14 protein-coding genes are annotated in these 12,183 nt (G+C 29.8%); 6 read left to right on the top strand and 8 right to left on the bottom strand.

The annotated features are described in order from the left end of the window. The first annotated feature begins 38 nt into the window (after window positions 1–38). Together glyQ and CCANL266_RS01850 are read left to right on the top strand one after the other, a co-directional pair. On the top strand, window positions 39–884 hold the full coding sequence (gene glyQ / locus CCANL266_RS01855) for a glycine--tRNA ligase subunit alpha (RefSeq protein ID WP_172230531.1): 846 nt from the start codon (window positions 39–41) through the stop codon (window positions 882–884). A 10-nt stretch (window positions 885–894) separates the two neighbouring features. Continuing rightward, complete coding sequence (locus CCANL266_RS01850; RefSeq protein WP_172230528.1) at window positions 895–1,494, top strand: hypothetical protein; 600 nt, start codon at window positions 895–897, stop codon at window positions 1,492–1,494. A gap of 22 nt (window positions 1,495–1,516) precedes the next feature. On the opposite strand, the gene CCANL266_RS01845 is transcribed toward CCANL266_RS01850, so the two are convergent. The 8 genes from CCANL266_RS01845 to CCANL266_RS01810 form a co-directional block, all read right to left on the bottom strand. Then, entirely contained in the window at window positions 1,517–1,828 is a 312-nt protein-coding gene (locus CCANL266_RS01845; RefSeq protein WP_172230525.1) for a chaperone NapD, read from the bottom strand. Beyond that, on the bottom strand, window positions 1,825–2,655 hold the full coding sequence (locus CCANL266_RS01840; RefSeq protein ID WP_172230522.1) for a WD40 repeat domain-containing protein: 831 nt from the start codon (window positions 2,653–2,655) through the stop codon (window positions 1,825–1,827). Before CCANL266_RS01840 ends, CCANL266_RS01845 begins: the two co-directional genes overlap by 4 nt. Next, window positions 2,642–3,157, bottom strand: a complete 516-nt coding sequence (locus CCANL266_RS01835; protein WP_172230519.1) for a nitrate reductase cytochrome c-type subunit — start codon at window positions 3,155–3,157, stop codon at window positions 2,642–2,644. The genes CCANL266_RS01840 and CCANL266_RS01835 overlap by 14 nt, the downstream gene beginning before the upstream one ends. After that, window positions 3,154–3,957 carry a quinol dehydrogenase ferredoxin subunit NapH gene (gene napH / locus CCANL266_RS01830; RefSeq protein ID WP_172230516.1) on the bottom strand — a complete coding sequence of 268 codons (804 nt, stop codon included), beginning with the start codon at window positions 3,955–3,957 and terminating at the stop codon, window positions 3,154–3,156. Before napH ends, CCANL266_RS01835 begins: the two co-directional genes overlap by 4 nt. After that, window positions 3,941–4,702 carry a ferredoxin-type protein NapG gene (gene napG, locus CCANL266_RS01825; RefSeq protein WP_172230513.1) on the bottom strand — a complete coding sequence of 254 codons (762 nt, stop codon included), beginning with the start codon at window positions 4,700–4,702 and terminating at the stop codon, window positions 3,941–3,943. The genes napH and napG overlap by 17 nt, the downstream gene beginning before the upstream one ends. A gap of 3 nt (window positions 4,703–4,705) precedes the next feature. After that, window positions 4,706–7,474, bottom strand: a complete 2,769-nt coding sequence (napA, locus tag CCANL266_RS01820) for a periplasmic nitrate reductase subunit alpha (protein ID WP_172230510.1) — start codon at window positions 7,472–7,474, stop codon at window positions 4,706–4,708. Window positions 7,475–7,611: 137 nt separating this feature from the next. Continuing rightward, window positions 7,612–8,298: an MqnA/MqnD/SBP family protein gene (locus CCANL266_RS01815; RefSeq protein WP_172230507.1), complete on the bottom strand. Its 687-nt coding sequence runs from the start codon at window positions 8,296–8,298 to the stop codon at window positions 7,612–7,614. Then, on the bottom strand, window positions 8,267–8,776 hold the full coding sequence (locus CCANL266_RS01810) for a cytochrome b family protein (protein ID WP_172230504.1): 510 nt from the start codon (window positions 8,774–8,776) through the stop codon (window positions 8,267–8,269). The genes CCANL266_RS01815 and CCANL266_RS01810 overlap by 32 nt, the downstream gene beginning before the upstream one ends. Before the next feature lie 192 nt (window positions 8,777–8,968). Here CCANL266_RS01810 and ccoN point away from each other — a divergent pair, with 192 nt between their 5' ends. The 4 genes from ccoN to CCANL266_RS01790 are packed head-to-tail and all read left to right on the top strand — an operon-like array spanning window position 8,969 to window position 12,183. After that, on the top strand, window positions 8,969–10,438 hold the full coding sequence (gene ccoN, locus CCANL266_RS01805) for a cytochrome-c oxidase, cbb3-type subunit I (protein WP_172230501.1): 1,470 nt from the start codon (window positions 8,969–8,971) through the stop codon (window positions 10,436–10,438). An 11-nt stretch (window positions 10,439–10,449) separates the two neighbouring features. Next, a complete protein-coding gene (gene ccoO, locus CCANL266_RS01800) occupies window positions 10,450–11,142 on the top strand; it encodes a cytochrome-c oxidase, cbb3-type subunit II (RefSeq protein WP_172230498.1) in 693 nt (230 codons plus the stop codon). Window positions 11,143–11,152: 10 nt separating this feature from the next. Then, a complete protein-coding gene (locus tag CCANL266_RS01795) occupies window positions 11,153–11,350 on the top strand; it encodes a cytochrome c oxidase, cbb3-type, CcoQ subunit (protein WP_172230495.1) in 198 nt (65 codons plus the stop codon). Beyond that, window positions 11,347–12,183, top strand: a complete 837-nt coding sequence (locus CCANL266_RS01790; protein WP_172230492.1) for a c-type cytochrome — start codon at window positions 11,347–11,349, stop codon at window positions 12,181–12,183. Before CCANL266_RS01795 ends, CCANL266_RS01790 begins: the two co-directional genes overlap by 4 nt.

The raw sequence follows: 12,183 nt of genomic DNA, 5'->3' as shown, positions 1-12,183 counted from the left end.
TATTAAAATGTGCAAAAGACTTTAAAAAAAGGATAAAAATGACTTTCTCGCAAATTATCTTAAATTTACAAAAATATTGGTGCGATAATGGTTGTGCATTAATTCAACCTTATGATTTTCCTGCAGGTGCAGGAACATTTCATCCGCAAACATTTTTAAAATCACTTGGAAGAAAAGAGCATAATGTTTGCTATGTAGCACCATCAAGAAGACCGACCGATGGAAGATATGGTGAAAACCCTAACCGCTTAGGGGCTTATTATCAATTTCAAGTTTTAATGAAACCAAGTCCTTTAAATATTCAAGATTTATATTTAAATTCGTTAAAGGCTTTAGGGCTTGATTTAAGCAAACACGATATTCGCTTTATTGAAGATAACTGGGAAAGCCCATCTCTTGGAGCAAATGGACTTGGTTGGGAAGTATGGCTTGATGGAATGGAAGTAACACAATTTACATATTTTCAACAAGTTGGCGGTTTTGCTTGTGAGTTAATAAGCGCTGAAATTACTTATGGCTTAGAAAGAATTGCTATGTATTTGCAAGATAAAAATAGCGTTTATGATATTGAATGGGGCGGTGGATTAAGTTATGCTGATGTGCATAAATTAGGAGAATTTGAATATTCAAAATATAATTTTGAACTAGCAAATGCAAGTAGTTTAAATGCTATGTTTGATGAAAGCTTTAAAGAAGCAAGAGCTATTTTAGATAAAGGGCTTAGTTTGCCTGCTTATGATTTTTGTATGCTTTGCGCACATTTATTTAATACTCTTGATGCAAGAGGGGCTATTTCAGTAACTCAAAGACAAGATTATATGCTAAAAATAAGAGAATTAAGCAAAGATTGTGCTGCAGCTTATTTAAAAACAACTACAAATTAAAAGGATAAAAATGAAAAAAAACCTTCTTTCTGTGCTTAGCCTTTGTGCAATTAGCACAAGTGCTTTTGCATTTAATTATGCTGATACTAGTATTTATGTTGGCTCAAATTCTGCCTTTGAATTTAATATAAATATGCAAAATTATCAAGAAAATAATGCTGATTTTGTGTATGGTGCTAATCTTTATTATAAAAAAGAAGATATATCAACTAATATTAATGCAAAGCTTTTAGGAGCAAGAGTTTTAGCAGGATATGGCTTAGTAACAAATGAATTATTTAATACAAAAATACATATTAATGCCTTAGCTGGATTAGGACTTGCAAATTACAAAATATCTATTTTTAATTTTAGCAATTCTAAAAGCTTGTTAAATCTTTATCTTGGTGCTAATGCCCTTGCTTTTTATAATCAGTTTAATTATGGGCTTAGTTTAGCTTATAATTTTTATACAAGCTCTATTAATTCATATAATGCTGATGGTATAGAATTAAAGCTTCATACAGGATATGAATTTGCAAATAATATAAGTGCAAATGCGTATTTAGCTTATGATAATTGTCTTAATTCGTCTGTTAAATTTGGTTTAGGCTTAGCTTATAAATTTTAATTTTTGCCCTTTTTTGGGCAAATTAATATTTTTTATAAATACTTCCGTAATATTCGATATCTTTTGCATCTTGTAAATTATTTACTTTATCTGCAATCTCTTGAGCATTAAAATCTAAATTATTTTCTTCTTCTTCGCAAAACACCATATTTAAATCTATTACACTTGCTAATTTTTTAATTTGATTAAAAATATTTAAAGTTTCATCTAAATTTAAAGCTTCAATAATAACTATAAATTTATTATCAAGCTCTTGCTCTAAACTTGCTTTTTTTATATTTTTTATCTCTTCTTTAAATTCACTCTTTGCACTAACTACTAAAGATGAAATCATTTTATTTCCTTGTAATAAAGTTTATTTGAATAAGAATTTAAATATAGCTTATTATCATAAAAATACAAAGAATTTAAATATAAATTTCCTATATTAATTTTTATATCATCAATGCAAATATTATTTTCAACATCACAAGAATAAGCAAAAGATTTATCAGTAAGCACACAAAAATAAATTAAATTATCACTCGTTAAACTACTAATCTCATTTAAATTCTCATCGCTTAAAAGCACTTTTCTATCGGTACTTGAACTTAAAATTCTATGTTTTTTAAATGAGAGCGAGTAAATATTATCTTTATGAACTTCTTTTATTTTGTAACTTTTATCTAAAGTATCAAACAATATTAATGCACCGCTTTCTAAACCTAAGACAAGCTTGTTTCTATTTTCATTAATCGCCATTGCTCCTATGCTTGCATTAGAAAAATGCAGCTTAAAAAGCTCCTTTAACGAAAAATCAAATATAAATAATTCACTAGCTAAAGAACTTAAATATATCTCATTTTTACCTAAATACGCATAATTTATAGCATTAGAAAGCTTTACAACCTTATCATTTAAATAAAGTTTTTTATAATCATTGGCTTGAGTTAATATTAATAAATTATCTTCAAAATTATCAATAAAAACAATTTTTTCCTTTAAATCTTTAATAATATTTGCATTTTTATCTAAAACATAACCATTATCACAAGCTAAATAATCATCACTAATTGCATTTAAATTGCAAGGTAATTGCAAATATTGTAATTTATCCAAAGAAAGCTCACTTGCGAATAAAACATTCGCAAGTAAAATAAAAAAAAGCTTATAAACCTTCATTTAACACATCTAAAAGATTTGACCTGTGCTTATCTAAATCATTTTTAAAATCTGGTTTAAAAGTATTTTTTACAGCAGGATCAAGATTAGCTTGTGGTGCGTGGCATTGAACACAATTGTATCTTGAAGGTGATACTTCTGCTAAAGATTTATCATTTCTTAAATCATAATAATGAGATGCTGGAATAGGAGTTGCTTCACTTTCTTCAAGCACCTTTCTTTCATTATCTTTGCCTAAATCATGACAGCTAAGACACATATTTAGCTCTTGAGTAATTGGCAATAAATCTTCAACACTATGTGGAATTTGTGGTGGAGCATTTTGGTAAGCTCTTTCAAATCTTTGCGCTTCTCCTGGTTCTTTATCTGAATATGAAAAATTATTAATATTCAAACTTTTTTCATCTTCTAAAGAATGTTTTCTAAGTCCAATTTGAGTATCGCTAACGCTTGCAGCACTTAAGCACAAACAAGCACTTAAACTAAGTATTAACTTTTTCATTTTTTTCCTTTCACAAAATTAATTAAATTAAAATTAATTGCATCATCATCGCAAACATCAACACATCTAGCACATTTAATACACTCAGGGTTTAAAACCTTTCCTGAATACTTTGTTACTAGGTTTAAAACTTGCGGTTCTGGGCAAATATTAATACATTTTGCACATTTTGTGCATTTATCTAAATTGTATGTTATCTTAAGTAAAGAATATCTACTTATCAAGCTATAAAAAGCACCTAAAGGGCATAAATGAGAACATACTAAATTTCTTTGCAAAAATAAATCAGCTAAAAAAATCAAAATTCCAACAAAAATCGCCGAACTTTGCATAAAAATTATCCCTCTTGTAATAATTGCAATATGAGATATCTTTTCAAAACTTGGCTCACTAAATAAAAACGAGGCTAATAAAAAACTAAATAATAAAAAATATCTAGTATTAGCTTTAAAATTAGTTAGCTTTGCTGGTTTTAAATATCTTCTAATTAGCTCTGCAAAATTAGTAATTAAATTCACAGGGCAAACCCAAGCACAAAAAGCCCTTCCTAAAAACACAGCATAAAGTAAAAATATTACCAATGCTGAAAGAAAAAATTCAAAATTTAAAGTAAAAGATGCTAAAAATATTTGCAAGTAAGCAAACGGGTCGCTTAATTTAATTGAATTTAACAATACAGAAGAGCTTAAATTACCAAATAAAATAAATTCCGTGCTTTTAAAAGTAAAAAGCAAAAGAATGCCTATTTGAGTAATTCTTCTTAATATTAAATATTTACCAATTTTAAAATTCTGCACCATTTAAATAATCCATAGCCTTATTTTTATCTAACTTTTTATTAGTATTCACATCTTTTAAAATGCTATCATCGCCTTCTACCCAGCCTTTAACATAATTATCATTTCTTTGTCCTAAAATAAAATCACTTGGTAAAACGCTAATTGCAGGTATTTTAGTAATACAAGCTCTTTCGCACATACCACAACCTACACAATAATCATAATTTACCTTTGGCACAAGCATTGCGTGTTTGTTTGTTCTTTCATTTCTTTTATATTCTAAATAAATAGCCTTGTCTAAAAAAGGACAAGCACGATAACAAGCATCGCATTGAATTCCAAAATGTGCTACACAAGAACTTTCATCAACAATAGCTCTACCAATATTTACTGATTTTATTCCTTGCTTTAAAATATCTTTACTTAAAGCATCGCTAGGACATTTTGCTATGCAAGGAAGAGTATCGCACAAATAGCAAGGTATTTTACTTGCATAAAAAATAGGTGTTCCATTAGAAGCATTGTCATTAAATGAAGCAAGTTTTAAAGTATTGTATGGACAAGCTTTTACACAAGCACCACAACGAATACATGAGCTTAAAAAATGCTTTTCATTTAGCACTCCTGGCGGGCGTAAGTAAAATGATGTTGTAAGCCTTTTTTTACTAGAGCTTACATTTTCATCTTTTTTTAGATACAAAAAACTAAAAATACCCGCAAAAATTGCTACAAGTTTTGCAACGCTTACTAAGAACTTTCTTCTCATTTTTTACGCTTTAGTTAATTTTACTGCACATTTTTTGTAATCAGTTTGTTTTGATATAGGGCAAGTTGCATCTAATGTAACTTTATTTATATAAACATTCTCATCAAACCAAGGTACATAAACAAGACCACGAGGTGGCTTATTTCTTCCACGCATATCAATTCTTGCTTTTACTTTTCCACGGCGTGATTCAACCCAAACTAAATCTCTTTGATTTAGACCAAGCATTGCTGCATCTTCAGGGTGAATGTAGCACATTGCCTCAGGAACTGCTTTAAACAATTCAGGAACACGCATAGTCATTGTACCGCTGTGCCAATGCTCTAAAACCCTACCTGTACATAACCAGAATGGATATTCCTTACTTGGGCGTTCAGGTGCTTTCATAAATGGTCTAAAGAAAATTTTTGCCTTATTTGTAATGGTTGTTTTTTCTTCTCCTTCTGGAGCTTTTAAATCACCTTTTTGTATGCTTTTATCAAAATCTCCATAAAATGCAAAATCAGAATTTGGATTTGCTTTTTTAGCGTAAAAATCATATTTTGTATTAAATCTCCATTGAGTTTCTCTACCATCAACAACAGGCCATCTTAAACCTCTAACCTTATGATAAGTTTCAAAACTTGCTAAATCGTGTCCGTGACCTGCACCAAATTCTCTATATTCTTCCCATAAATATTTTTGAATAAAAAAGCCATAACCTTTAAAAATATTACCACTGCCGTCTTTTATTTTTCTGTTATCACCTTTAACATCGGTATTAATCCAATCTTTTGAGCTATCAGAAACAATATCAATTTCACGACATTTTTTATTAGCAAATAACACATCAAATAAGGTATCACTTTCTTTATAACCCATTTTCTTTGCTTCTTCTAATACACTTGGAAGTTTAGTGTTTTCATCAATTTTTACTTCGCCCCAAACCTCGCTTAATGTAAATCTTTTTGCAAGTTCTAGCATTTGCCAAGTATCACTCATAGCCTCGCCTACTGGAACAACTTGTTGTCTCCAATGTTGAGTTCTTCTTTCAGCATTACCATAAGCTCCCCATTTTTCATAAATCATAGCTGTTGGTAAAATTAAATCCGCAACCTTAGCACTAATTCCAGGATAGCAATCACTTACAACTATAAAATTATCATTTTTTCTAGCTGCTTTTATCCAGTGATTTGCATTTGCAGTATTTTGCCAAGGGTTATTTACCATTACCCATACAAATTTTTGTTTATTGTCTTCTAGGTTTCTCATCATTTGCACAAAGTGATTACCCATAACGCCATTTATTGTACCTGCAGGTAAATTCCATATTTTTTCTGCTTTTGCTCTGTGCTTAGGATTTGCAACAACCATATCAGCTGGTAAGCGGTGTGCAAAAGTTCCAACCTCTCTTGCTGTTCCACAAGCACTTGGCTGACCTGTTAAACTAAACGCACCGCTACCTGGTTTGCTTTGTTTTCCTAGTAAAAAATGCACCGTATAAGCAAGTTCATTTACCCAAGTACCACGAGTATGTTGATTAAAGCCCATTGTCCAAAAACTAACAACTTTGCGATTTTGTTCTATATAAAGATTTGCTAAAGCTTGTAATTTCTTTTTAAATTCTTCATCGCTTTCATCTTTATTACCCTTTGCTACTTTGCAAACATAATCAAGAGTATAAGGCTCTAAACCTTTTTTAAATTCGTTAAATGAAATCTCCCAGTTTAATGCCGCTTTAGCTGCATTTTTCATAGCAAATTTATCGCCTGCTTTTACTCCTAGATAGCTTAAAGCTCTTGCTTCATCTTCATCTAAAGTAATACTTAATTCTTTTTCTACTGTGTCTTTTTCACTATCGCTAAAGCTTGGATGTTTAGGATTATTTCTCATACCATAACCAATATCAGTAAAACCTGTTGCAAAAACACAATGTTCTTTTATGAATTTTTCATCAATTGCTTCTGGATGATTATAAACAATCTCTCTTGCTATGTAGTTCCATATTGCTAAATCGCTATTTGGTGTAAAAATAATCTCAATATCAGCAATATCACTTGTTCTTGTGCTGTATGTTGAAAGATTTACTATTTTTACTTTTTCAGGGTTTGATAATTTTCTATCACTTACCCTGCTCCATAAAATCGGGTGCATTTCTGCCATATTTGAACCCCAGCATACAATAGTATCAGTAAGTTCAATATCATCATAGCAACCTGCAGGCTCATCAATTCCAAAAGTTTGCATAAAGCCTAAAACCGCACTCGCCATACAATGTCTAGCATTTGGGTCAATATTATTACTTCTAAAACCAGCTTTAAATAATTTTGCAGCCGCATAACCTTCTTGTATTGTATGCTGACCACTTGCAAACATTCCAATACCATTTACACCTTGCTCTTTTAAAGCTTTTTTCATACGCTTTTGCATTTCATCAAAAGCTCTTTGCCAAGAAATTGGTGCAAATTTTCCATTTTTATCAAACTCGCCTTTAGCATTTACACGCATTAAAGGAGTTACTAATCTATCTTCTCCATACATAATTTTTGCATTAAAATAACCTTTAATACAATTTAATCCACGATTTACAGGTGCTTCAGGGTCGCCTTTAGTCGCAACGATTTTACCATTTTTAGTTGCAACCATAATTCCACAGCCCGTTCCGCAAAATCTACAAACTGCTTTATCCCAAACCCAATCTTGAGTGTTTTCTTTAGCACTTGCTAAAGCAGGATTAATACACGCAGCAGCAGAAGCTATTGCAGTACTTTTTAAAAAGTCTCTTCTTTGCATTCATTCTCCTTTTATAAAAATTGAATAATTTTAAAAACCTTGCATTGCAAGGCACTTGATTTAAATTAAAAATGAAACAAAATATTAGTGAAATTTAATTACAAATAAAAAGAGAAAAAATATCTCTAATAATATTTTTAAGAATAATATTTATTGTATTTTTCATACAATCTAAAGGCTTTTAATTCTTTTTTACCTATTTTATAATAGATAAGTTCTAGATATTTTTTAATATCTTTTTTGTGAATTTTCCTGCTTTTTGAATAATAATCTAAAATATAATTTGGTATTTTTACTCTTTGATTTTTAAAAGTATTTTTTTTAATAAATAACTTTAATAAAGATAGTGTTTTTTTATTGCATTTTGTGTATGAAAATCTTGCAAACATAAAAGGCAATGATGTTTTTTTATACCATTCTTGGCATAAATCTACTAAATGTTCTTTATTTTCTGAATCTAAATAATATTTTAATGCCTTATCCCCCATAATAACTTTACCTTTTTGCTTTAATACCTTTGCAAGCGCATTTGAAGTAGCACTTTCTATATCCAAAGAACTTTGTTCTTTTGTATCAACTAAAACACTTAAAACTTTTTTATTAGCACAAATACCAATATTTAAATTCTTATATTTTTTATGAGAACTTTTAATGCTAGATATAATTGCTGCATCAATTTTTCTTCTTTCTAAAGCTTTATTTAATTTTGCAGGTACATCTTTTTTATAATCTAATGTTTTTTTTACATAGCTTGGCAAAGAAGATGATTTTAAAAAATAATTTAAAGGTATATTATTTAAATAATCCATTTTTGCGAATATCATTTTTTCTCCAATTAATAAGTAAAATTAAAGCTGCAACAAGTGCAAAATAATGCCAAAATTGTGGAATTTTTACACTAAAATAATAATGCAAACTTGCTAATAATAAAGCATATTTTGCTAAAAATACAAATTTTTTACTTAAATAAAATAAAGATAGCATAATAATAAAAGCAAAAAAACCTAATAAATTATTATATTTTAAAAGATTTTTATATATATCAGCAAAAAATAACTGATTATCAACAATAATAAAATTTAAAAAATGAATAAGAGCAAACAAAAAAGCACTTTTACCTAAAAATTTTGCCCAATAATGCGAAAAATAATTAAAAATAGCACTTGTAAAAAACAATGCTAAACATATTATTCCACTGCTTTTATATATTTGTTTTACAAAATCAAAAGAAAAATAAACTTTATAAGCAAAAAATGCAAATAAAACAAGTAAAATTACAACCTTTAAAACTATATTTTTCATGTTTTCATCCTTATTTTTATTAAAAAAATGTTACACAAATAATCTAATAAATAATTTATTCTTTTACAAATAAAACACTATTTTTTACTCAATATTGTAAAAAATTACAAAAAAGTTTCAACTTTAAGGATAATTTATTTTTTTATAGTCTATAATTAATCCGTCAATTTTATTTTAATTTAAGGAGAGGCAATGGCAAATCCATCACAGCACATTAGCTATGATTACACCATAGCTAAATGGTTTATGTTCGCATGTATTGTCTTTGGTATTATCGGTATGGGGATTGGGACTTTAATAGCATTTCAATTAGCTGAACCAAGCCTTAACGATTTTGCTGGAGAATATTCAAAGTTTGGAAGATTAAGACCGCTTCATACAAATGGGGTTGTTTATGGTTTTATGCTTTCAGGTATTTGGGCTACTTGGTATTATGTAGGACAAAGAGTTTTAAAGGTATCTATGCGTGAATCAAAACTCTTAATGTTTTTAGGTAAAGCACATTTTGTTATCTTTATGATTACTATTTTATTAGCAGTTGTAAGCTTATTTGCAGGTGTTACAACCTCAAAAGAATACGCTGAACTTGAATGGCCTTTTGATATAGCTGTTGTAGTTATTTGGGTATTATGGGGAATGGGAATTTTTGGTCTTATTGGAATTCGCCGTGAAAAAAGCTTATACATTTCTATTTGGTATTACATAGCAACTTTCTTAGGTGTTGCAATGCTTTATTTATTCAACAATATGGAAGTGCCTACTAGATTAGTTACAGGTATGGGTTCTTGGCTACATTCAGTATCAATGTATGCAGGAAGTAATGATGCTTTAATTCAATGGTGGTGGGGGCATAATGCTGTTGCTTTCGTATTTACTGTTGCTATTATTGCAGAAATATATTATTTTCTTCCAAAAGAAAGTGGTCAGCCAATCTTTTCTTATAAATTATCATTATTTTCATTCTGGTCTTTAATGTTTATTTATTTATGGGCAGGCGGACACCATTTAATTTACTCAACTGTGCCTGATTGGATGCAAACAATGGGTTCAATATTTTCTGTTGTATTAATCTTACCTTCTTGGGGTTCAGCAATAAATATCTTGCTAACAATGAAAGGTGAATGGCACCAATTAAAAGAAAGTCCGTTGATTAAATTTATGATTTTTGCATCAACATTTTATATGTTCTCAACTCTTGAAGGCTCAATTCAATCAGTAAAATCAATCAATGCTTTAGCACACTTTACAGACTGGATTCCAGGGCATGTTCATGATGGAACACTTGGCTGGGTAGGATTTATGACTATGGCAGCACTTTATCATATGACTCCAAGAGTATTTAAAAAAGAAATTTATTCTAAAAAAATTATGGAAATGCAATTTTGGATTCAAACAATTGGTATTGTATTTTACTTCTCATCAATGTGGATTGCAGGTATTACACAAGGTATGATGTGGCGTGCAGTTGATGATAATGGAACCTTGCTTTATAGCTTTATGGATACAGTAGATGCGCTTAAACCATATTATTGGATTAAGGCTATTGGTGGTTTATTATATTTAATCGGATTTTTTATGTTCGCTTACAATATTTATAAGTCAATTACTTCAAACAGAAGTATTGAAGTTGAGCCAAAATCAGCTTCTCCAATGCAAGCTTAAGGAGGTAAAATATGTTTAGTTGGTTAGAAAAAAATCCTTTCTTTTTTGCAGTTTTTGTATTTGTAGTAATTGCTTATGCTGGTTTGGTTGAAATTTTACCTGCATTTGCACCTAATGCAAGACCTATTGAAAATCGCAAACCATACACTGCTTTAGAAATCGCTGGAAGACAAGTTTATATAAAAGAAAGTTGTAATGCTTGTCACTCACAATTAATTCGCCCATTTAAGGCTGAAACTGATAGATATGGTGAATATTCAAAAAGTGGTGAATATGCTTATGATAGACCATTTTTATGGGGTTCAAAAAGAACAGGTCCTGATTTAATGCGTGTAGGAAATTATAGAACTACAGATTGGCATGAAAACCATATGAAATTGCCTACAAGCGTTGTACCAAATTCAATTATGCCAAGCTATCCGCATTTATTTAATAAAGATGCAGATTTACAAACAGCTTACGCTGAAGCATTAACGGTAAAAAAAGTATTTAATGTTCCTTATGATGAAGAAGGACAAACAAAGCTAGGCAGTTATGAAGAAGCTTTAAAAATGATGGTTGAACAAGCTACACCAATAGTAGATGCAATGAATGATGCAAGCGTTAAAGCTGCGTTTGAACCTTGCAAAAAAGACCCATCAGCAAGTAATTGTGAAATAAAAGAAATTGTTGCTTTAATAGCTTATTTAAACAGCTTAAAATAAGGAGTATAAAATGAGTTTTGATGAATTTGCACAACTTCAAGGACATTTTTATTTTTTCCTTATTTTCTTTTTAACAATTGTGCTTTATGCTTATATTTTTCATCTTTATAAAACACAAAAAAGTGGAAAAAAAGATTATGAAAAATATGCAAATCTTGCACTAAATGATGATTTAGATTCTGAATTACTTGAAAGGAGAGCAAAATGAATTGGTTTAATTTGTCTGATAATGTCAATTTACTCTCAATAATTGGTGCTATTGTAATAGTATTAACAGTGTTTATAGTTGCAGGTAATGCCTTTAATCAAATGAAAAAAAATAAATCAAATGCAGAACTTGCAGAACACACTTGGGATGGAATTGGAGAATATAAAAACCCACTTCCACTAGGTTGGGCTTTAATGTTTGTGCTTTTAATTTTATTTGCTTTATGGTATTTTTTAATAGGTTACCCTTTAAATAAATATTCATCAATAGGTGAATACAATGAAAGCGTTCAAGAATTTAATGCAAAATATGATGCAAAATATTCTAGCTTAGATGATGATAAAAAAATACAAATGGGAGAAAGATTATTCACTCTTCACTGCGCTCCTTGTCACGGTTTAACAGGAGATGGAATTAATGGAAAAGCTCAAGATTTAACAGTTTGGGGCAGTGTTGATGGAATTTTAAATACTCTAGAACACGGTTCAACTGGTTTAGGATATGGTGAAATGCCTGCTGGTTTAGTTGAGGGTGAAGATGCAAAATTAATTGCAGAATTTATTGTTAAAGGCAATGAAAAAGGCAAAGAATTATTTGCTGAAAACTGTGCTTCATGCCACGGAGATAATGCTGAAGGTATTGAAGATGTAGCACCTGCTTTAAATGTATATGGAAAAGCTGAATTTATTGCAAATGTTTTAAGAAGCGGAAAAGATGCACCTAGCGATGCTAGTGTAAAAGTTATAGGAAGAATGCCTAGCTTTATTCACGCTTTAAGTGCTAATCAAATAGACGCTTTAAGCCGCTATGTTAGCACCTTATCAAAGGAGTAA

The organism is Campylobacter canadensis, from assembly GCF_013177655.1.
Classification (GTDB): domain Bacteria; phylum Campylobacterota; class Campylobacteria; order Campylobacterales; family Campylobacteraceae; genus Campylobacter_E; species Campylobacter_E canadensis.
This window is presented reverse-complemented; position numbering and strand designations above follow the sequence as displayed.

Bases quoted from the DNA above. Each gene is read 5' to 3' on its own strand.
- CCANL266_RS01845 (WP_172230525.1), bottom strand. From the start codon at position 1,828: ATGATTTCATCTTTAGTAGTTAGTGCAAAGAGTGAATTTAAAGAAGAG.
- ccoN (WP_172230501.1), top strand. From the start codon at position 8,969: ATGGCAAATCCATCACAGCACATTAGCTATGATTACACCATAGCTAAA.
- ccoO (WP_172230498.1), top strand. From the start codon at position 10,450: ATGTTTAGTTGGTTAGAAAAAAATCCTTTCTTTTTTGCAGTTTTTGTA.
- CCANL266_RS01815 (WP_172230507.1), bottom strand. From the start codon at position 8,298: ATGATATTCGCAAAAATGGATTATTTAAATAATATACCTTTAAATTAT.
- glyQ (WP_172230531.1), top strand. From the start codon at position 39: ATGACTTTCTCGCAAATTATCTTAAATTTACAAAAATATTGGTGCGAT.
- CCANL266_RS01795 (WP_172230495.1), top strand. From the start codon at position 11,153: ATGAGTTTTGATGAATTTGCACAACTTCAAGGACATTTTTATTTTTTC.
- napA (WP_172230510.1), bottom strand. From the start codon at position 7,474: ATGCAAAGAAGAGACTTTTTAAAAAGTACTGCAATAGCTTCTGCTGCT.
- napG (WP_172230513.1), bottom strand. From the start codon at position 4,702: ATGAGAAGAAAGTTCTTAGTAAGCGTTGCAAAACTTGTAGCAATTTTT.
- CCANL266_RS01840 (WP_172230522.1), bottom strand. From the start codon at position 2,655: ATGAAGGTTTATAAGCTTTTTTTTATTTTACTTGCGAATGTTTTATTC.
- napH (WP_172230516.1), bottom strand. From the start codon at position 3,957: ATGGTGCAGAATTTTAAAATTGGTAAATATTTAATATTAAGAAGAATT.
- CCANL266_RS01835 (WP_172230519.1), bottom strand. From the start codon at position 3,157: ATGAAAAAGTTAATACTTAGTTTAAGTGCTTGTTTGTGCTTAAGTGCT.
- CCANL266_RS01810 (WP_172230504.1), bottom strand. From the start codon at position 8,776: ATGAAAAATATAGTTTTAAAGGTTGTAATTTTACTTGTTTTATTTGCA.
- CCANL266_RS01790 (WP_172230492.1), top strand. From the start codon at position 11,347: ATGAATTGGTTTAATTTGTCTGATAATGTCAATTTACTCTCAATAATT.
- CCANL266_RS01850 (WP_172230528.1), top strand. From the start codon at position 895: ATGAAAAAAAACCTTCTTTCTGTGCTTAGCCTTTGTGCAATTAGCACA.